The sequence below is a fragment of the Janthinobacterium sp. Bl 1 genome, assembly GCF_058215535.1.
The window spans coordinates 4,634,133-4,654,726 of the sequence record NZ_CM177086.1 but is presented as its reverse complement, the minus strand read 5'-3'; the positions used below and the strand labels follow the sequence as shown (position 1 = coordinate 4,654,726).

At 64.6% G+C, this 20,594-nt stretch carries 14 protein-coding genes; 12 read left to right on the top strand and 2 right to left on the bottom strand.

Features of this window, described 5'->3' with window-relative positions; translation table 11 throughout:
• Position 1 precedes the first annotated feature (1 nt).
• A complete protein-coding gene (locus AC4BCN_RS20930; protein WP_490491672.1) occupies positions 2-679 on the top strand; it encodes a GNAT family N-acetyltransferase in 678 nt (225 codons plus the stop codon).
• Here AC4BCN_RS20930 and AC4BCN_RS20925 read toward each other — a convergent pair.
• Positions 676-1,191, bottom strand: a complete 516-nt coding sequence (locus AC4BCN_RS20925) for a hypothetical protein (RefSeq protein WP_490491671.1) — start codon at positions 1,189-1,191, stop codon at positions 676-678. The genes AC4BCN_RS20930 and AC4BCN_RS20925 overlap by 4 nt on opposite strands.
• Before the next feature lie 125 nt (positions 1,192-1,316).
• Here AC4BCN_RS20925 and AC4BCN_RS20920 point away from each other — a divergent pair, with 125 nt between their 5' ends.
• Complete coding sequence (locus AC4BCN_RS20920; RefSeq protein ID WP_490491670.1) at positions 1,317-1,700, top strand: glutaredoxin domain-containing protein; 384 nt, start codon at positions 1,317-1,319, stop codon at positions 1,698-1,700.
• 20 nt (positions 1,701-1,720) lie between these two features.
• Here AC4BCN_RS20920 and AC4BCN_RS20915 read toward each other — a convergent pair whose 3' ends face one another.
• Positions 1,721-1,957 (bottom strand): DUF3820 family protein, encoded by a 237-nt coding sequence (locus tag AC4BCN_RS20915; protein ID WP_034749909.1) that lies wholly within the window; start codon positions 1,955-1,957, stop codon positions 1,721-1,723.
• Positions 1,958-2,207: 250 nt separating this feature from the next.
• On the opposite strand from AC4BCN_RS20915, the gene AC4BCN_RS20910 reads away from it, so the two are divergent.
• From AC4BCN_RS20910 to AC4BCN_RS20865, 10 genes are all read left to right on the top strand, one after another.
• Positions 2,208-4,100 (top strand): alpha/beta fold hydrolase, encoded by a 1,893-nt coding sequence (locus tag AC4BCN_RS20910; protein ID WP_338679282.1) that lies wholly within the window; start codon positions 2,208-2,210, stop codon positions 4,098-4,100.
• A 242-nt stretch (positions 4,101-4,342) separates the two neighbouring features.
• Positions 4,343-5,554, top strand: a complete 1,212-nt coding sequence (locus AC4BCN_RS20905) for an MFS transporter (protein ID WP_490491669.1) — start codon at positions 4,343-4,345, stop codon at positions 5,552-5,554.
• Positions 5,555-5,640: 86 nt separating this feature from the next.
• Positions 5,641-6,858, top strand: coding sequence for a YeeE/YedE family protein (locus AC4BCN_RS20900; RefSeq protein ID WP_490491668.1), 1,218 nt, complete (start codon positions 5,641-5,643; stop codon positions 6,856-6,858).
• An 81-nt stretch (positions 6,859-6,939) separates the two neighbouring features.
• On the top strand, positions 6,940-8,418 hold the full coding sequence (locus AC4BCN_RS20895; protein WP_490491667.1) for a sodium:solute symporter: 1,479 nt from the start codon (positions 6,940-6,942) through the stop codon (positions 8,416-8,418).
• A gap of 63 nt (positions 8,419-8,481) precedes the next feature.
• Positions 8,482-10,356 (top strand): signal peptide peptidase SppA, encoded by a 1,875-nt coding sequence (sppA, locus tag AC4BCN_RS20890; RefSeq protein ID WP_139089888.1) that lies wholly within the window; start codon positions 8,482-8,484, stop codon positions 10,354-10,356.
• 62 nt (positions 10,357-10,418) lie between these two features.
• Entirely contained in the window at positions 10,419-10,970 is a 552-nt protein-coding gene (locus AC4BCN_RS20885) for a GNAT family N-acetyltransferase (protein WP_490491666.1), read from the top strand.
• 438 nt (positions 10,971-11,408) lie between these two features.
• Entirely contained in the window at positions 11,409-12,776 is a 1,368-nt protein-coding gene (locus AC4BCN_RS20880) for an efflux RND transporter periplasmic adaptor subunit (protein WP_490491665.1), read from the top strand.
• Complete coding sequence (locus tag AC4BCN_RS20875; RefSeq protein ID WP_490491664.1) at positions 12,773-15,892, top strand: efflux RND transporter permease subunit; 3,120 nt, start codon at positions 12,773-12,775, stop codon at positions 15,890-15,892. Before AC4BCN_RS20880 ends, AC4BCN_RS20875 begins: the two co-directional genes overlap by 4 nt.
• Entirely contained in the window at positions 15,889-19,128 is a 3,240-nt protein-coding gene (locus AC4BCN_RS20870) for an efflux RND transporter permease subunit (RefSeq protein WP_490491663.1), read from the top strand. Before AC4BCN_RS20875 ends, AC4BCN_RS20870 begins: the two co-directional genes overlap by 4 nt.
• On the top strand, positions 19,125-20,546 hold the full coding sequence (locus AC4BCN_RS20865) for an efflux transporter outer membrane subunit (protein WP_490491662.1): 1,422 nt from the start codon (positions 19,125-19,127) through the stop codon (positions 20,544-20,546). Before AC4BCN_RS20870 ends, AC4BCN_RS20865 begins: the two co-directional genes overlap by 4 nt.
• Positions 20,547-20,594 lie beyond the last annotated feature (48 nt).

Genomic DNA, 20,594 nt, shown 5'->3' with positions numbered 1-20,594 from the left:
ATTGGAAGAACAAGGAAAGTCGAATCTGGCCGATCCCGGCCTGCTTGCCGCCTGGCTGGCGGCACGTTCGATGGCGCGCGGCCTGGCGCTGCCCGTGCCCGATCACGGCGGATGGCGCGTCGATACGGGCTTGCCGGGCGAAATCCGGCGCCACGTTTTTGCGGGACCTGTTCCAGGCATCAGCGCGCTGGCAGCGTCGATCCACGGTCCGCATATCTTCATCAAGATGTGTGGTGACGGGGAGCAATTGCTGGGGCTGTTACCGCCGCGATGGCAACTTTGCCCCGGCGGCTATTTCATGACCCATGAAGGCACTCTGCAGGCGCCGGATCTGCCTGCCGGCTACCGCCTGGACGTGGCAACATCACAGGAAATCACGACGGCGCGTATTCTGGCCGAAGATGGCGGTATTGCCGCCAGCGGCCATGCCGTCGAATATGCCGGTGTCTTTGTCTTTGACCGCATCGTCACCGAGGCCGGCCACCGGCGCCGGGGTCTGGGGCGGGCGCTGATGGCCGCGCTGGCGGCCAGGCAACGATCGGCCAGCGCGCGCCGGGTGCTGGTGGCAACGGACGATGGGGCGAAATTGTATGCGAGCCTGGGCTGGCATATCGCATCCCCGTATTCGACGGCAACGATTGTTCAGGCCGGCATACGGCATCCGCCATCGAGCCGCTAGGGCTGCGCGTCGCGTTCGCGGCAGCTCAATGAGGCGTAATGGCCTTGCGGCAGCCTGGCCTTGATGGCCGCCTCGCTCAATGCATGTTGCATATCGACGGGGTCGGTCAGGGTGCAGCGCTGGGCGCTGGCGAACGCTTGCAGGTTTTGCGTGTTGCCACGCACCTTCACCGTCACGCCGGCCCCGGGGCTGACGCAGCAGCCTATGTATTGCGTGATGTATTCTTCCTCGATGAGCACCAGTTCATGTCCCATGAAGCTGGCCGGTTTCTTCAGCAGGTAGTAATCGGTGTAGTCGAAGCGCTGGTCGGGACGCTTGCCGATATAGCCTTCGCGCATGTAGGCGGCGATGGCCTTGCCCGAGGTGCCCACCCTGTCCGTCGTGCCCTTTTTCAGGTGCAGCGCGTGGAGCAGGCCGCTTTCAAGGCCGGGATCGGCGGCGTGGGCGCTGGCGCAGCTGGCGGCCAGCAGAAGAGCGCCGAGCAGGCGCCGGCTGCGGCGTCGTTCAAGCATGGGATGGATGTCTTGCATATCTTTGACGCGAAGGGGAGGAGAGGCGCAGTGTAGCCCACGCCAGGCTGCGTGCGTGGCACAATGCGTGGATCCGCACGCCACGTGCCACTCATCCCAGGACTTTCATGACCCGCGCCATCCTTGACCAAGCCCAGATCCATTCCGCCGCCCGTCCCTTGATCGGCAGCAAGCACAAGGACATCGTGCGCGAGGTGCAGGCTGCCATCGCCGCGCACCAGGTCGTCGTCGTCGGCATGGCGCTCAATCCGTTTCCGCGCAAGGCGCGCAAGATCCTTGACGTGCTGGGCACGCCCTACCAGTACCTGCAATACGGCAGTTATTTGAGCCAGTGGCACCGCCGCAATGCCCTCAAGATGTGGACGGGCTGGCCGACGTTTCCCATGGTCTTTGTCAACGGCATGCTCATCGGTGGCGCAAGCGAACTGCAAAAACTCGTGGAAAATGGCGAGTTCAGCGCCATGCTGGCAAGGAAAGTACGCGAGTTTTAAGACCCGCCTTACTACTCTCCTTACTCGCCCGGCCGCCACGGCGACTTGCGCGTGCGCAGCGGGTCGAGCAAGCTTCTTAAATCGTTGTGGTCGAGCTCGTACATCAGCGCGATTAAACTGCCCAGTTCGCCCGAGGGAAAGCCTTCGCGCGCGAACCAGCCCAGGTAGTGTCCCGGCAAGTCGGCCAGCAGCCGTCCCTGATATTTCCCATATGGCATTTCGCGCGTGACCAGCAGCGCCAGTTTTTCTGAATTCATGGTGGTGACCTCTGTTGCATGCAGCGCAGTGTAGCAGACAGGCCGGGACGGCCGACACCCGTCAGTTTGTACACCACGCGCGTGATTTGGTTCCATCGTATTGGGGCCGGCTTTCGCGAAATCAAACTATCATGCATTTCACTACGCGCAAGCGCCGTTGCGCCACATACTGTGTCGTCAGTGCGCCGTGACGCTTACATGCACGGGCAGCAGGTGGCATCCGTGGTCATGGCATGGAAAGGGGGCAAGAATGCGAACAGCTGTCGCACTGCGCCGCCAGCATTGGTGGCTGACACTCATTGCTGCTTGCCTGGTCTTGGCTGCGTGCCACCGTTCGGCCCCTGTGAATGGCGAGGATCCAGGCTGGGTAGAGCGGTCCGATACCAGGCATAAAATCGCGGTCGTGTTCGTGCATGGCATCTTTGGCAGCACGCGAGGTACGTGGACGGACGCGCATGGCGAGAGTTTCTTTCGCCTGCTCAAGAATGATGCCACGCTGGGACCGCAAGTCGATACTTATGCCTTCGGTTTCAGCTCCAACATCATGACTGGCGGCTCGCCTGATATCCGCGAGGCAGCCAACAAGCTGCAAAGCTATCTGCAGCCGTCCGGTGTGCTTGACTACCCGGCCATTGTGTTTGTCGGGCACAGCATGGGTGGGCTCGTCATCATGCGCTATCTGGCCAATAATCTGGACAAGGCCCCCGCACTGGCTGAAAAAGTGCCGCTGATCGTTTTGTTCAGTGCGCCGATGGAGGGAGCACAGGTGGCGCAACTGGCAGGGCTGGTGGCGAGCAATCCTGCGCTGTCGAACTTGAGGCCAGTCGACAGCAATGACATGCTCAAGCAGCTTAGCGACGATTGGGCCAGCCTTGCGGCCAAGCCGCGCGTCGGCTGCGCCTATGAAACGGCTGATGTGGGGGGCGTGCGCATCGTGCAGTGGGGAAGCGCGACGCGCGTGTGCGACGGGCGTCCGGTGGCGATCGATAATGCGGATCACATTTCGCTCGTCAAGCCCGATCGGGCTACGCATCCTGCCTACATGTTTCTGTCCGGGCAGTTGACCGAGCATGTGCTGCCGCTGCAGATGAGTGCCCAGCTGGAGCTGCCCGATTTTCAGCGTGACGAGAATAGTTATATTTTCACCTTGGGCGCGCCCGAGGAAAACGTCCGCCTGATGAATACGGGGCGTGCCCACATGAAGTACTGGATCGGGAAAAAGTCCAGCCGTTCCTTGCTGGTTTCGCCTGGCGCAAGTCCGCAGCTGATCAATGGCAACTCCACTGAGTTGCTGACCGTTACGCTGCGCGTCGATGCCGATGAAAACGCCTACGAATTCACCTTAAAAAGCGATTTACCCTCGGAGCAAACGGTACGCGTGCTGGTGCCTGACTTGTCCCGTCTGCGTACGGGCCACCAGCGCAATGCCATCAAGGTGACGACCGGCCTGGCCCAGTACCTGGGCGATCCTGCCAATGCTGAAAAAATCGCGGCATTACAGCATGATCCCGACCAGCTCAATGCGCAACTGGCGGCTGTCGCGCACGCCGCTCTTGGCGAGCCCATCAAGCGCTTGCCCAGCGCCGAGCAATGGCTGCTGACTGCAGACCTGCTGGCCGCCGCCAATCTGAGGAGCATTGCTTCCGCGGCGCTGGCGCAGAGCGCCGGCATCGATGCCTTTTATCTGCAGGCAGAAAAGGAACTGCGCGACAAACTGCTGGCACAAGGCCGCGCGGAGTTGCTGATACGTTCAGATGCCATGGATTGGTCGCATGCGCTTCCGCACGCTGGGCATCCCGATACGCCGCTGCCTGCCGCCCAAGAGGACCAGGCGCCGTCGATGCCGGCCATTCCGGTGTGGCTCGACACGGTTGCTTACCGCGAGTCGTCGCTGCAACTGGTGCGCAACATGGAAAAAGTAGCTTCGTTGCGGCAGGATGCGGCCAGCCTGGAGGTGGCGACCTTGAAAATGTCGGCCGAGGCGGCGACAGCTAAACTCCAGCAAGTAGAACGGCAAGAAAATGCCACGCAGATGCAGATATTCCAGTCTCCTGCCGCCGAAGCAGAGCGTCAGCGGCGCAGCGAAATTGAACGGGAAACACGCAGCAGGGCACAAAGGATAGAAAGGCCGCAGCTGCGTTAAGGTCCGGGCAATATGCCTTTGTAATCAATATGCCTTTGTAATATTTCCGGTTGTTCAATTCCTTTTGCTCATGTCCAGTCGTTATCGTTTGCATACCGCTCGGCAGGTAGTCAGCGGCTGCTACTGGATCGATATCTTATAAATTGTTGATTTGAGCGCAATTATCTTCTGCCAAGCGAAGTATTTTTCGAAACAAAGAAAACTCCGATACTGCATGCCAACATCATTGATCGGAGTTTTTCATGCCCATTGCCTTGCTCGCGCTGACCCTCAGCGCATTTGCCATCGGAACCACCGAGTTTGTCATCGTGGGGCTGTTGCCCACCATCGCCGCCGACCTGGGCGTGAACCTGCCGTCGGCCGGCCTGCTGGTCAGCCTGTATGCGCTGGGTGTCGCCGTCGGCGCACCCGTGCTGACTGCCCTGACGGGCAAGATCCCGCGCAAGACCTTGCTGTTGTCGCTGATGGTCTTGTTCACCCTGGGTAACTTGCTGGCATGGAAATCACCGGGCTATGAAACCCTCGTCGTCGCCCGCATCCTGACGGGGCTGGCGCATGGCGTGTTCTTCTCGATCGGCTCGACCATCGCCACGTCATTGGTGCCAAAAGACAAGGCGGCTAGCGCCATTGCCATCATGTTTACGGGCTTGACCGTGGCGCTCGTGACGGGCGTGCCGCTGGGCACCTTCATCGGCCAGCATTTCGGCTGGCGCGAAACCTTCCTTGCCGTCTCGGCCCTCGGCCTGGTGGCGTTCATCGGCAGCCTGCTGTACGTGCCGTCGACCATTGCCCACGGCAAACCGGCGTCCCTGCTGCAGCAAGTGCAGGTGCTGGCCCAGCCGCGCCTGCTGCTCGTGTATGCGATGACGGCCGTCGGCTATGGCGGCTCCTTCATCGCCTTTACCTATCTGGCGCCGATTTTGCAGCAAGTGTCGGGCTTCAGCGCCGGCGCCGTGGGCGTGGTGATGCTTGTGTATGGCGTGTCGGTGGCGTTCGGCAATATCTGGGGCGGCAAGCTGGCCGACAAGCGCGGCCCAGTGCGCGCCCTGAAACTGATCTTTTTGCTGCTGGCCTTTGTTTTGCTGCTGCTGACCTTCACGGCGCCGCATCCCGTGCTCGTCGTTATCACCGTGCTGCTGTGGGGCGCCGTGGCCTTCGGTAACGTGGCCGGTTTGCAAGTGTATGTCGTGCAGCAAGCTGAGCACTTCACGCCCCGCGCCGTGGACGTGGCTTCTGGCCTGAACATCGCCGCTTTCAACCTCGGCATCGCCGGCGGCGCCTGGGGTGGCGGCCTGATCGTCGAACACCTGGGCCTCGTGCACACGGGCTGGATCGGCGCGCTCGTCGTGCTGGGTGCCTTCGGTTTGACAGCCTTGAGCGGCCGGCTGGATCGCTTGAACCCGATTCCCGTACGTGCCGGCGGTGCAAAGTCGATCCATGCGGTGGGGCACTAGGCTAGCCTGATCTGCCAGCAAGTTTCTGGCAGAAAACACCAAAACGGGCGAGAATGACGTTTACTTTCCTCTTGCCCATACTCCCCATGTCCGATACAGCAATGTCACCGCTGCGCCTGCGCGCCGCCATCAATCCAAAACCGCTGGGCGTCGCGCTTGTGCTTATCGTGCTCGGCGCCTGGTATTTGGCGCAAACCGTCGGCGCCACGCTGTCCGCGCTGTATGTGGTGGGCGCCTTGCTCGGCATCACCCTGTATCACGCGGCCTTCGGCTTTACTTCCGCCTGGCGCGTCTTCATTGCCGATGGGCGCGGCGACGGCTTGCGCGCACAAATGCTGATGCTGGCCGTCGGCGTGGCGCTGTTCTTCCCTGCGCTGTCGGCCGGCACCCTGTTCGGCACGCCCGTCGCGGGCCTCGTTTCTCCGGCCGGCACCTCGGTCATCTTCGGCGCCTTCATCTTCGGTATCGGCATGCAGCTGGGCGGCGGCTGCGCGTCCGGCACCCTGTACACGGTGGGCGGGGGTAGCACGCGCATGCTCATCACCCTGGCCGCCTTCATCGTCGGCTCCGTGATCGGCACGGCGCATATGCCATTCTGGACGTCGCTGCCACAGCTCCAGCCCATTTCCCTCGTGACGACCCTGGGCCTGGTACCCGCGCTGGCGCTGAACTGGATCGTCTTCGCGCTGATCGCCGGCATCACGGTGCTGGTGGAAAAGCGCCGCCATGGCAAGCTCGTCGCCACGCCATTGCGGCCCGCGCAGGCATCGCCCTGGCTGCACGGCCCTTGGCCGCTGGTGGCGGGCGCCATCGCTCTCGTCGTGCTGAACTTCGCCACCCTGGCGCTGTCGGGCCGGCCGTGGGGCGTGACGTCCGCGTTTGCCCTGTGGGGCGCGAAAGCCGCGTCCGTGGTCGGCATCGACACGGCCAGCTGGGCTTACTGGTCGACCAAGGCCAACGCGGCCGCGCTGGCCGCGCCGCTGACGCAAGACAAGACGTCCGTGATGGACATCGGCATCGTGCTGGGCGCCATGCTGGCGGCCGCGCTGGCCGGCCGCTACGCGCCCGTGTGGCGCATCCCGCGCCGTTCGGTGATCGCCGCCATCGTCGGCGGCTTGCTGCTCGGCTACGGCGCGCGCCTGGCCTACGGCTGCAACATCGGCGCTTACTTCAGCGGCATCATCTCTGGCAGCCTGCACGGCTGGCTGTGGCTGGTCTGCGCTTTTCTGGGCAACGTCATCGGCACGCGCTTGCGTCCGTGGTTCGGCCTGGAAGTGGAGAAGGTCAAACCGACTGGCTGCTGATGCCTGATTGACCGGGGGCATTGCTGTACGCTTTGTTGTATATTGCTGCCCCTGTTCCTCTTTGCCGCCAGCGCAACGTCCATGTCGCCCCTCATCCTGTTTGCCGTCGTCCTCGCGTATTTCCTGATCCTGCTGGGCGTTGCGTGGCGCACGTCGCGCCACGCCACCAACGACAGTTTTTTCATTGGCAACAAGGACAGCAACTGGATGCTGGTGGCCTTCGGCATGGTGGGCACGACACTCACGGGCGTGACCTTCATCAGCGTGCCCGGCGCCGTGGGTAGCAACGGTTTTGGCTACATCCAGCTGATGATCGGCTACGTGCTCGGTTACCTGGCCATCACCTTCATCTTGCTGCCGCTGTACTACCGGCTGCAGCTGACCTCCATTTATCGCTACCTGGAACTGCGTCTGGGACGGCGCTCCTACCAGAGCGGGGCGGCGTTTTTCATCGTGTCGCGGCTGCTGGGCGCCACGGCGCGGCTGTATCTGGTGGTCAATATCCTGCAAGCGACCATCCTCGACAGCCTGGGCGTGCCGTTCTGGCTGACGTCGTGCGCCGTGCTGCTGCTGATCCTGCTCTACACGTATGAGGGCGGCGTCAAGACCATCGTCTGGACCGATACCCTGCAAACGGCGTGCATGCTGGCCGGTCTCGTCATCTGCAGCGTATTTTTGCTGCGCGAGATGGACCTGTCCCTCATCGACAGCCTCGAACGCATGCGCGCGCAGGGCCTCACGCGCATCTTCACCGTCGATCCGGACAGCCCCGCTTATGTCTGGAAGCACATCGTGGCCGGCATGTTCATTACCATCGCCATGACGGGCATGGACCAGGAGATGATGCAAAAGAATATCTCCGTGCGCACCTTGCGCGACTCGCAAAAGAATATGCTCAGCCTGACCGTGGTGCTGACGGGCGTGCTGCTGCTGTTCCTGTTCCTCGGCGGCTTGCTGCACCTGTATGCGCCGCTGGCCGGCGTGACGGCAACAGGCGACAAACTGTTCCCCGCCGTCGTGCTCGGGCATTTCCCGGCCGTCGTGCAGCTGATTTTCTTCATCGCCCTCATTTCCGCCCTGTTTCCCAGCGTGGACGGGGCGCTGACGGCACTCACATCCACCTTCTGCATCGATATCCTGGGCGTGCAGCGGCGGGCGGACCTGAATCCGGCCGCGCAGATGCGCTGGCGCCGCCGTGTCCACCTGGGGTTTGCCGCGCTGTTCCTGATCCTGATCATGGCCTTCAAGTGGCTTGACGATCCCAGCATGATAGGCGTGATCCTGAAGCTGGCCAGCTATACCTATGGTCCGCTGCTGGGCCTGTTCGCCTTCGGCTTGCTGAGCCGGCGCGGCGTGCGCGACCGCTGGGTGCCGCTGGTGGCCGTGGCGGGGCCGCTGCTGTGCGCGCTGATCGAACAGGAACAGGCGTTGCTGTTCGAGCATTACCGCATCGGCCTGGAATTGCTGATCCTGAATGGCGCCCTGGTGCTGGGCGGCCTGTTCCTCATCTCGACGCCGGCAGGGCAGGCCATCAAAGGCGCGCCACACTTGTCAAAATAAGACGATTCAGCCCGTTTTCAGTTATATTGATTTCCTTTAGGTACACAACCTCACGGAGCATCAATGTCACTCAACCCCTTCCCGCCGCTGCGCCGCGGTTTCGGCGCATTCTGGCGCGCGCTCGACGCCACCCGCCGCGCGGTCATCAATCTGATCTTCCTGCTGATCGTCATCGCCATCCTGATCGCCATCTTCGGCGGCGGCGCCAAGCCCCTGGCGGAAAAGACCACCCTGGTACTGGACTTGCAAGGCCCGCTGGTCGAGGAAACCCCGGGCGGCGTGCGCGAGGCCGTGCTGGCCAATGTCAGCGGCGAAGTCAAGAAGACGGTGCAGCTGCGCGACGTGCTGGCGGTGCTCGACACGGCGTCCAAGGACAAGGACATCGGCTCCATGGTGATCCTGCTCGACGAATTGCAGGGCGGCGGCCTCGCTTCGCTGCGCGAAGTGGCGGCCGGCGTGGAACGCTTCCGCGCCACGGGCAAGAAAGTCACGGCCTGGGGTTCGAGCTACAACCAGCGCCAGTACCTGGTGGCTGCCAAGGCCGACGAGGTATTCCTGCACCCGATGGGCGGCGTCATGCTGGAAGGCTTTGGCCGCTACCGCAATTACTACCGCGACGCGCTCGACAAAGTGGGCGTGACGGTGAACCTGTTGAAAGTGGGCACGTATAAAAGCGCGGCCGAGCCTTTCATCGCCAACGGCCCGTCCGAAGCGGCGGCCGAAGCGGACCGTTACCTGAACAACGGCCTGTGGACCACCTACACGACGGACGTGGAAAAGGCGCGCAAGCTGCCGGCCGGCGCCATCATGCAATCGATCGATGCGCTGCCCGCGCTGATGACGGCCGCCGGTGGCGACATTGCCAAGGTGTCGCTGGACGCCAAGCTGGTCGACGGCCTGAAAACGCGCGATGAACTGCGCCAGTTCATGATGGCGCGCGGCGCGAAGAATACGGAAGGCACGAACTTCCGCCAGGTGAACTACACCGATTACCTGGCGCGCCTGCGCCCCGTGCACGTCGGCGACGCCGTCGGCGTGGTCATCGCTTCGGGCGAAATCGGCGACGGCATCGCGCCACCGGGCGCCATCGGCGGCCTGTCCACCTCGCGCCTGATCCGCCAGGCACGCGAAGACAAATCGATCAAGGCCGTCGTACTGCGCGTCGATTCGCCGGGCGGCAGCGCCTTCGGCTCGGAACTGATACGCCGCGAACTGGAACTGACGCGCGCCGCCGGCAAGCCGGTGGTCGTCTCGATGGGCAACGTGGCCGCTTCGGGCGGCTACTGGATCAGCACCTCGGCCGATGAAGTGATCGCCGACGCGGCCACCATCACCGGTTCCATCGGCGTGTTCGCGATTCTGCCGACGGCCGACAAGGTAGTGGAAAAGCTGGGCATCCATACGGCCGGTTCGCCGACCACGTGGCTGGCCGACGCGGGCAACCCATTGCGTCCGCTCGACCCGCGTTTCGCGCAAGTGATCCAGGGTTCGATCAACCACGTGTATGGCGACTTCCTGAACCTGGCCGCCAAGGCGCGCAAGACGACGCCCGAGAAAATCAATGAGGTGGCGCAGGGCCGCGTCTGGACGGGCTTGCAGGCGAAGGAGCGCAACCTGGTCGACCGCATCGGCAGCTATGGCGATGCGCTGGCCTCGGCCGCCAAGCGCGCCAAGCTGGGCACCGATTACCGTGTGACCTACCTGGAGCAGGAAACGTCGAACGTGGACCGGTTGATCGGCATGTTCGGCTCCAAGGCCATGGCTTCGCTGGGCCTGGGCGAACACGTGAAGCTGGGCCTGGCCACGACCGGCTTGCCGGCCGACGCGGCGCTGGGCATGGCGCAGGACCTCTCCTGGCTGTCGGGCATCACGCGCGAACATAAACCGTTCATGGCCCTCACGCACTGCCTGTGCGAGGTGCCGTTAGGCGGCAAGTAATCGCAGTAGTGATATGACCTCAAGCCGGCTTCGCCCGGCTTGTTTTCCTTGAGGAGCCCAATATGCCAAGCGATATGAATGCAGACACCGACAACGCGATCACCATCCGCCCTTGCGCCAAGGGCGACGAACACGCGCTGGCGCTGGTGGGGCAGGCCACTTTTCTTGAAGCATTCGCCGGCATACTCGATGGCGCCGACGTCATCGCCCATTGCCAGCGCCAGCACGACGTGCAGCTGTACCGCGACTGGCTGGCGCTGCCGGCCATGCGGCTGTGGCTGGCCGAGGCCACGCCGGGCGGCGCGCCCGTCGGCTATCTGGTGCTCAGTCCCGCCGGCCTGCCGGTGGCCGACCCGCGCCCGAACGACCTGGAAATCAAGCGCATCTACCTGCTGCACCGCTTCCAGGGCCAGCGCGTGGGCCAGCGTTTGATGCAGGCGGCCGTGGAGCAGGCGCGCGCCAGCGGGGCGGGGCGCGTGCTGCTGGGCGTGTACGCGGAAAACCACGATGCGCTGGCGTTCTATGCACGCTGCGGCTTTGCGCAACTGGGAAGGCGCACCTTCCGCGTGGGCCGCACCGACTACCAGGACGTCATCCTCGGCATGACCTTGTAAATCCACGTAAAGAATTGCCGCTGTCTCCCGTCGCCTGGGCACCCGCGCGGCGCCAGGTCAAGCCGGCTGGCCGGAGATTTGTAGCGAGTTTGTATCTGCATGCGAGTCGCCCGCGCCGCGTGCTCGCGGGGGCGCGGCGCCCCGCAAGCCTGATTTTTCCACCATTCCCCCACAGTGGCGGCCTGCCTGCCAGCCCGTCTGATCCTCCCATGCCTGCCAGGCTGTGTGCAATTGTTTCAGGTAGAAATGAAACAGTTACATGACTATGCTAGAGTCGTTTCACGCTAGGGAGCGATGTTTTTTCAGCTGATTTTCAGCTCTTGACTCCCCCGGCTTTGTACCGAAACAACCCCGAAAAACGGTCGTCCGGCCTGAGTGTGTTCCACCTCGGCCGGCGCCACAGAATCGCCGTGCCAGCGGCCTAGACAAGGATAAGCGATGGATTCGCAGACTACACCCAACACCCCGCGGCGCAGCCGCCGTTCAAAAATCGTCGGCACGGTCATCGCGCTGGCCGTGATGGCTGCGCTGGGGGGCGGTGCCTGGTACCTGACCCATTCGGGCACCAGCGCCCAGGGCGGCCCCGGCATGGGGGCCGGCGGTCCTGGCGGGCCCGGTGGCCCAGGCGGGCGCCGCGGCGGCCCTTCGACCACCGTGGGCGTGGCCACGGCCGTGAAATCCGACCTGCCCGTGGTGCTCGACGCGCTGGGCACGGTGACGGCCGCGTCCACCGTGACGGTGCGCCCGCAAGTGTCGGGCATTTTGAAGGAATTGAAATTCAAGGAAGGCGGCATGGTCAAGGCGGGCCAAGTGGTGGCGCAGATCGACCCGGCCCAGTTCGAGATGGCGCTGATGCAGGCCACCGGCCAGCGCCAGCGCGACGAAGCGCAATTGGAAAACGCGCGCCTGACCCTGAAACGCTATCAGACTTTGCTGGGCCAGGATTCCATCGCGCGCCAGGACGTCGACACGCAGGCCGCCCTGGTCAAGCAGCTGGAAGGCACCGTCATGACGGACCGCGCATCCGAAGGCACGGCCAGACTGAACCTCGGCTACACCAAGGTGGTGTCGCCGATCAGCGGCCGCGCGGGCCTGAAGGTGGTCGACATCGGCAACCTGGTGAGCACCAGCGACACGGGCGGCGTGGTGGTGGTGACGCAGCTCTCGCCCATCGACGTCGAGTTCTCCGTGCCGCAGGATAAAGTGCAGACCATCCAGGAGCGCCTGAATGGCGGCTCGGCCCTGGCCGCGCTGGCGCTGGACCGCACGCGCACGCATACCCTGGACAAGGGCAGCTTGACGGCGCTGGACAACCAGGTCGACGTGCAGACGGGCACCGTGCGCGCCAAGGCCCGCTACACGAATGACAAGATGGCGCTGTTCCCCAGCCAGTTCGTCAACGTGCGCCTGGAACTGGGCAACATCACGGGCGCCGTGCTGGTGCCCGTGACGGCCCTGCGCCACAGTAACAACGGCGATTTTGTCTACGTGCTGAAAGCCGATAAAACCGTCACCGTGCGCATGGTCACGCGGGGCCAGGCCACCACCGACATGGTGGAAATCCGCGCCGGCCTGGAAGCGGGGGAGCAAGTCATCACGGAAGGCGCCGACCGCCTGAAGGAAGGCGCGAAAGTCACCTTGGCGGGCGACAAGCCGGCCATGGGCGGCGCCGGTGGCGCGGGAGGCACGGGCGAGCGCCGCCACCGCCGCCAGCACGCTGACGGCGCGGCCAGCGCACCGGCCGCATCGGCTGCCGCATCGGCGCCGGCGCCGGCGACCGCTCCCGCGAAGGGCGCAGCGCAATGAGTCCATCGACGCCATTCATCAAGCGCCCCGTCGCCACGGCGCTGCTGATGCTGGCCATCGTGCTGGCAGGGCTGGTTGGCTTCAAGTTCCTGCCGCTGGCCGCCTTGCCGCAGGTGGACTTCCCCACCATTCAGGTGCAGACGTTGTATCCGGGCGCCAGCCCTGAAGTCATGGGGCAGACCGTGACGGCGCCGCTGGAGCGCCAGTTCGGGCAGATGTCGGGCTTGCAGCGCATGAGTTCCACCAGCGCGGCCGGCGTTTCCATCATCACCTTGCAATTCACGCTGGGCCAGACCCTGGACGTGGCCGAGCAGGAAGTGCAGGCGGCCATCAATGCGGGCGGCTCCCTGCTGCCGACCGACTTGCCGGCGCCGCCCGTGTACGCGAAGATCAACCCGGCCGACGCGCCCGTGCTGACCCTGGCGATTACCTCCGACACGATGCCGCTGACGCAGGTGCAGAACATCGTCAATACGCGCCTGGCGCTCAAAATCAGCCAGGTCAACGGCGTGGGCCTCGTCTCGCTGTCGGGCGGCCAGCGTCCGGCCGTGCGCATCCAGGGCGACACGAAATTGCTGGCCTCGTACGGCCTGGGCCTCGACAGCCTGCGCACGGCCATCGCGGCGGCCAACGTCAACAGCGCCAAGGGCAGTTTCGACGGCCCCACGCGTTCATTCACCATCAACGCCAACGATCAACTGGTCACGGCGGAAGACTACAAGCGCCTGATCATCACCTATAAAAATGGCGCGCCCGTGCGCCTGTCCGACGTGGCGAACGTCGTCGACAGCGCGGAAAACACGCGCCTGGGCGCCTGGTCGGGCAAGCAGCCAGCCATCATTTTGAACGTGCAGCGCCAGCCCGGCGCCAACGTCATCAAGACGGTCGACGCCATCAAGGCCCTGCTGCCCGACCTGCAGGCCAGCCTGCCGGCGGCCATGAAGCTCGACGTGCTGAGCGACCGCACGACGGGCATCCGCGCCTCGGTCGAACACGTGGAAATGGAACTGCTGTTGTCCGTGCTGCTGGTGGTGCTGGTGATCTTCGCCTTTTTGCACAGCATCCGCGCCACGGTGATCGCCAGCCTGTCCGTGCCGATTTCGCTGATCGGCGCCTGTGGCGTCATGTATCTGCTCGGCTACAGCCTGAACAACCTCTCCTTGATGGCGCTGACGATCGCCACGGGCTTTGTCGTCGATGACGCCATCGTCATGATCGAAAACATCGCCCGCTACATTGAGGAGGGCGAAACGCCGATGGCGGCCGCCCTGAAAGGCGCGTCGCAGATCGGCTTTACCATCATCTCGCTGACGGTGTCCCTGATCGCCGTGCTGATTCCCCTGCTGTTCATGGGCGACGTGGTGGGCCGCTTGTTCCGCGAATTTGCCATGACCCTGGCCATCACGATCCTGATTTCCGCCGTGGTCTCGCTGACCTTGGTGCCGATGATGTCGGCGCGCTGGCTGAAAAGCCACGCCGATGAAAAAATCAGCGCCACGGGCCAGCGCATCCAGGCCTTCCTCGACCGTGTGATCGTGCAGTACGACCATGCGCTCGTGTGGGTGCTGAAACGCCAGGGATTGACCTTGCTGGTGGCGCTGGCCACCCTGGTGCTGACCGTCATCCTCTACATCACCATTCCGAAAGGCCTGTTCCCCACGCAGGACACGGGGCAGCTGCAGGCGCGCATCGAAACCTCGCAAGCCGTCTCGTACGAGCGCATGGCCACCTTGCAGCAGGCGGCCGCCAGTGCGCTGCTGGAAGACCCCGCTGTCGATACCCTGAGTTCCCTCGTCGGCGTCGATGCGGCCAACAACACCATGCTGCATACGGGCAGCATGCTGATCAACCTCAAGCGTCCGCGCAGCGGCAGCCAGGACGAGGTCATGGAGCGCTTGCGCAACCGCGTGGCCAAGGTGGCTGGCGTGACCCTGTATCTGCAGCCGACGCAGGATCTGACCATCGATGCGGAGTCGGGGCCGACGCAGTACCGCGTCTCGCTCGAAGGGGCCGACACGGCCACCGTCACCGAGTGGGCCGGCAAGCTGGCCGCGCGCATGCGTGAAAAATCGCAGCTGCGCAACGTCGTCACGGATGCGGGCGCCACGGGCGCCGCCGTCACCGTGGCGATCGACCGCGACAGCGCCGCGCGCATGTCCGTCACCACGGCAACCGTCGACGACGCGCTGTACAACGCTTTCGGCCAGCGCATCATTTCGACGATTTTCACGGAAACCAACCAGTACCGCGTGATCCTCGAAGCGCAGCCGGGCATCGTCACCACGCCGGCCGACCTGGCGGACCTGCAGGTGCGCACGGGCTCCGGCAAGTCGACGCCGCTGTCCGCCTTTGCCAGCGTCAGCGAAAAACAGGCGCCGCTGCAAATCACGCACGTGGCGCAATACCCGGCCACGACCCTCGGCTTCGACACGACGCAGGGCGTGGCGCTGGGCAGCGCCGTCGACGCCATCCGCCAGGCGGCGAAAGACATCGCCTTGCCGCCATCGGTGACCTTGACCTTTCTGGGCGCGGCCGGCGCGTATGAAAACTCGCTGTCGAACCAGCTGTGGCTCATTCTGGCCGCCGTCGTTTGCGTGTACATCGTGCTCGGCGTGCTGTACGAAAGCTACATCCACCCGCTGACGATTTTGTCGACCCTGCCGTCGGCCGGCGTGGGCGCCTTGCTGGCGCTGATGATCTCCGGGCAGGACCTGGGCGTGATCGGCATCATCGGCATCATCCTGCTGATCGGCATCGTCAAGAAGAACGCCATCATGATGATCGACTTCGCCATCGAGGCCGAACGCGATGAAGGCAAGAGCCCGCAGGAAGCCATCCACCAGGCGGCCCTGCTGCGCTTCCGTCCTATTTTGATGACGACCCTGGCGGCGCTGTTTGCGGCCGTGCCGCTGATGCTGGGCTGGGGCGAGGGCGCCGAGTTGCGCCGTCCGCTGGGCCTGGCCATCTTCGGCGGCCTGATCGTCAGCCAGGTGCTGACCTTGTTTACCACGCCCGTCATCTACCTGGGCTTCGACCGCCTGGGACAGCGCTTCGCTTCCAGAACGCGGGGCGTCAACCTGGACAAGCCGGCCGATAACGCGGGGAGCGCCGCGTGAACCTGTCCGAACCATTCGTCAAGCGTCCCATCGCCACCGTGCTGCTGACCATCGGCATCGCGCTGGCCGGTGTCGGCGCCTTCTTCGTGCTGCCCGTCTCGCCGCTGCCGCAGGTCGATTATCCGACCATTTCCGTCAGCGCCAGCCTGCCCGGCGCCAGCCCCGCGACCATGGCCACGTCGGTGGCCACGCCGCTGGAACGGCGCCTCGGCGTGATCTCGGGAGTGAACGAGATGACGTCGTCGTCGGGCACGGGCTCGGCGCGCATCAACCTGCAGTTCGACCTGAACCGCAAGATCGATTCGGCCGCGCGCGAAGTGCAGGCGGCGATTGCCGCCGCGCGCGTGGACTTGCCGGCCACTCTGCGCAGCAACCCCACTTACCGCAAGGCCAATCCGTCCGATGCGCCCGTGATCATCCTGGCGCTGACGTCGAAAACGCGCACGCCGGGCCAGATCTACGACGCCGTGTCGAACCTGGTGCAGCAAAAGGTGGCGCAAGTCAAGGGCGTGGGCGACGTGGAACTGGGCGGCGGTTCGCTGCCGGCCGTGCGCGTGGAACTGCTGCCCTACCAGCTCAATCACTACAGCGTGTCGATGGAAGACGTGCGCGCGGCCATCCAGGCCAGCAACGCCAACCGGCCCAAGGGCGCCATTTCCGGCGACGAACGCAGCCTGCAAATCTATTCGGGCGCGGCGACGGCTTCGGGCGGGCGCAGCGCGGCCGACTACCGCAGCCTGGTGGTGGCCTGGCGCGATGGCGCCGCCATCCGACTCGACGACGTGGCCGAAGTGGTCGACGGCGTGGAGAACAACAATACCCTGGGCCTGTTCAACGGCGACCCTGCCGTCATCGTGCTGATCACGCGCCAGCCGGGCGCCAACGTCATCGCCACGGTGGACGGCGTGCGCGCGCTGCTGCCGCAACTGCAGGCGCAGCTGCCCGGCGACATCAAGCTCCAGGTGGCGTCCGACAGCACCAATTCCATCCGCTCGTCCCTGCACGAGATCGAGTTCACCCTGATCCTGTCCATCGTGCTCGTCGTGCTGGTGGTCAGCGCCTTCCTGCGCAGCGTGCGCGCCACCATCATCCCGGCTGTCGCCACCATCGTCTCGCTCTTGGGCACCTTCGGCGTGATGTACATGCTGGGCTTCAGTTTGAACAACCTGTCCCTGATGGCGCTGACGGTGGCCACGGGCTTTGTCGTTGACGATGCCATCGTGGTGCTGGAAAACACGCAGCGCCACATCGAGGCAGGTATGGACCGCTTCAAGGCGGCCCTGCTGGGCGCGCGCGAAGTGGGCTTTACCGTGCTGTCGATCAGCCTGTCGCTGGTCGCCGTCTTCATCCCGCTGCTGTTCATGGGCGGGCAGGTGGGGCGGCTGTTCCGCGAATTCGCCGTGACCCTGTCGGCAGCCGTGATGATTTCGCTGGTCATCTCGCTGACCACCACGCCGATGATGTGCGCCTGGCTGCTGAAAAGCGGCGAGCAGCACAAGCCGCCCGGCCTTGTCGCGCGCTGGTTCGAACGCGGTTTCGAGCGCATGCTGAAAGTGTATGAACACTGCCTGGACTGGGCCTTGTCGAGCGCGGCCCTTGTGATGACCATCCTCGTGTTCGTCGTCGGCCTGAACGTATACCTGTTCGCGGCCGCGCCCAAGGGCTTTTTCCCGCAGCAGGATACGGGCCAGATCAATGGCGGCATGCGCGCCGACCAGAGCATCTCGTTCCAGGCCATGCAAAGTAAATTGCGCCAGCTGGTCGACATCATCAAGGACGATCCGGCCGTCGCCACCGTCGTGGGATTCACTGGCGGCGGCAGGGCAGGGGGCGGCTTCATGTTCATCGACCTGAAACCGGCCTCGCAGCGCACGGACAAGGGGCAAGCCGTGATCGCCCGCTTGCGTCCACAGCTGGCCAAGGTGACGGGCATTTCGCTGTTCCTCAATCCCGTGCAGGATTTGCGCATGGGCGGGCGCTCGAGCAATTCAACCTACCAGTACACCCTGATCAGCGACAACCAGGCGGACCTGAAGAAATGGGCGGCGAAACTGGCCGACCAGATGAAGCTGCAGCCGGCCCTGATCGACGTTGACACGGACCAGGCGGAAAATGGCGTGGAAACCTTTGTTTCCATCGACAAGGACCGTGCCACCCAGCTGGGCGTGCAGGTCAAGGATATCGACAATGCGCTGTACAACAGCTTTGGCCAGCGCCAGGTGGCGACCATCTACGATGAGCTGAACCAGTACCACGTGATCATGGAAGTGGCGCCACGCTATGCGCAAAGCCCGGAAGCGCTGCGCTCCGTGTACGTGCCGGCGTCGAATGCGGCCGCCGTCGCCGCCACAGGCTCCACGACCACTGCCGCCACCACCAGCGTGGCGACGTCCAACACGACGGCGGCGCGCGACCCGTCCAGCGGCTCGGCCCTGTCCACGACCCTGGCACATATGGTGCCGCTGTCCTCGTTCAGCAGCTTTGCGGAAAGCTCGACGGCCACGTCGATCAACCACCAGGGTGGCGAACTGGCGACCACCGTGTCGTTCAACCTGGCAGACGGCTATCCGCTCAGCGACGGACAGGCGGCCGTGGCCCAGGCGGAGTCGGAAATCGGCATGCCCGTGAACGTGCGCGGCAGCTTCCAGGGTTCGGCGAAGAGTGCGCAGGACAGCAACAAGGAGCAGCCGCTGTTGATCCTGGCGGCCATCGTGGTGATCTACATCGTGCTGGGCATCCTGTACGAGAGCCTGATCCACCCCGTCACCGTGCTGTCGACTTTGCCGTCGGCGGGCGTGGGCGCCGTGCTGGCATTGCTGCTGTTCCGCATGGAGTTTTCCATCATCGCCCTGATCGGCGTGTTCCTGTTGATCGGTATCGTGAAGAAAAATGCTATATTGATCATCGACTTCGCGCTGGAGGCCGAGCGTTCGCGCGGCTTGAGTGCGGTGGAGGCGGTGCGCGAGGCATGTTTGCTGCGTTTCCGCCCCATTCTGATGACCACCCTCGCGGCGGCGCTTGGCGCCTTGCCGCTGGCGATCGGTTTCGGCGAGGGGTCGGAGCTACGCCAGCCCTTGGGGGTCGCCATCATCGGCGGCCTGATTGCCAGCCAGTTACTCACATTGCTGACCACTCCGGTGGTCTACATCCTGCTCGACAAGCTGCGCACGCGCAGCGTCGACGAGCAGCAATTGAGCCGCATTCCTGGGCCAGATAACCCGAGCACACAATCATGAAGCAAGTAAAACCTATTCCATCCGCCGTCCCTGCACGCCACTTGCCGGCACTGGCGGCTGCTTTCCTGCTGGCCGGCTGCGCCGTCAGCCCCGCGTATGAGACGCCGGCGGCCGCCGCGCCGCAAACGTTCAAGGAGGCGGCCGGCTGGCAGCCTGCCGTGCCGGCCGATACCCTGGAACGGGGTCCGTGGTGGACCCTGTTCGGCGACGCGCAGCTGAACCAGCTGGCCGAGGGCATCGACATATCGAACCAGAACGTGGCGGCCGCCATCGCCTCCTACGAGCAGGCGCGCGCGCTGGTGCGCGAACAGCGCGCCTCGCTGTTCCCCACCGTGAACCTGACGGGCAGCGGTGCACGCTCCGGTGGCGGGGGAGAGCAGCAGACGAACAACAATTTCAAGGCCGCCATCGGCGCGTCGTGGGAACCGGATGTGTGGGGCAGCTTGCGCGCCGGCGTGACCGGGGCCGACGCCAGCGCGGCGGCCAGCGCGGCGGACCTGGCAGCGGCGCGCCTGTCGGCGCAGGGCGAGCTGGCCACCAATTATTTTTCGCTGCGCCAGAGCGATGCGCAGATCGCGCTGCTCAATTCCACGATAGACGGCTACAAGCGCGTGCTCGAGATCACCAGCAACCGCTTCAACTCGGGCATCGCCGCCAAGTCCGACCTGCTGCAGGCGCAGACGCAGCTGGCCAATGCGCAGATCGACCTGTCGAGCCAGACGCGTGCGCGCGCCCAGCTCGAACATGCGATCGCCATCCTCCTGGGGAAGGCGCCATCCGACTTCAGCCTGGCCGTGGCGCCGTGGACCCTGACCGTGCCCGAGGTGCCGCTGGGCGTGCCGTCGACCCTGCTGCAGCGCCGTCCCGACATCGCCGCCGCCGAGCGCCGCGTGGCCGTGGCCAACGAGCAGATCGGCATCGCCCGCTCGGCCTATTATCCGAGCCTGAACCTGACGGGTTCCTATGGCTCCGGCGCCAGCAAGGTGGGCGACCTGTTCAATGCATCGTCGAGCCTGTGGTCCTTGGGCGTGTCGGCCGCGCAGACGCTGTTCAACGCGGGCGCCACGACGGCCAGCGTGGATGCGGCCAAGGCGGGGCATGAGGCGGCCGTGGCGCGCTACCGCCAGACGGTATTGACTGCCTTTGGCGCCGTGGAAGACCAGTTGTCGGCCACGCGTGCGCTGGCCGAGCAGCTGGCCTTGCGCCAGCAGGCGTCGTCGGCCGCCGACCAGGTCGAGCAGCAGATGCTGAACCGCTACAACGCGGGCCAGGTCGGCTACACGGACGTGGTGACGGCGCAGGTGACGGCCTTGTCGGCGCGCCGCTCGCTGGTGCAGGCGCAGGCGGACCGCCAGACGACGGCCGTGGCCCTGATCCAGTCGCTGGGCGGCGGCTGGCACGTGCCGCAGGCGCAGTAGGGGAGTAGCAGGGGGCTGCCTGGCGCAGGGACAAACCCCTGCGCCAAA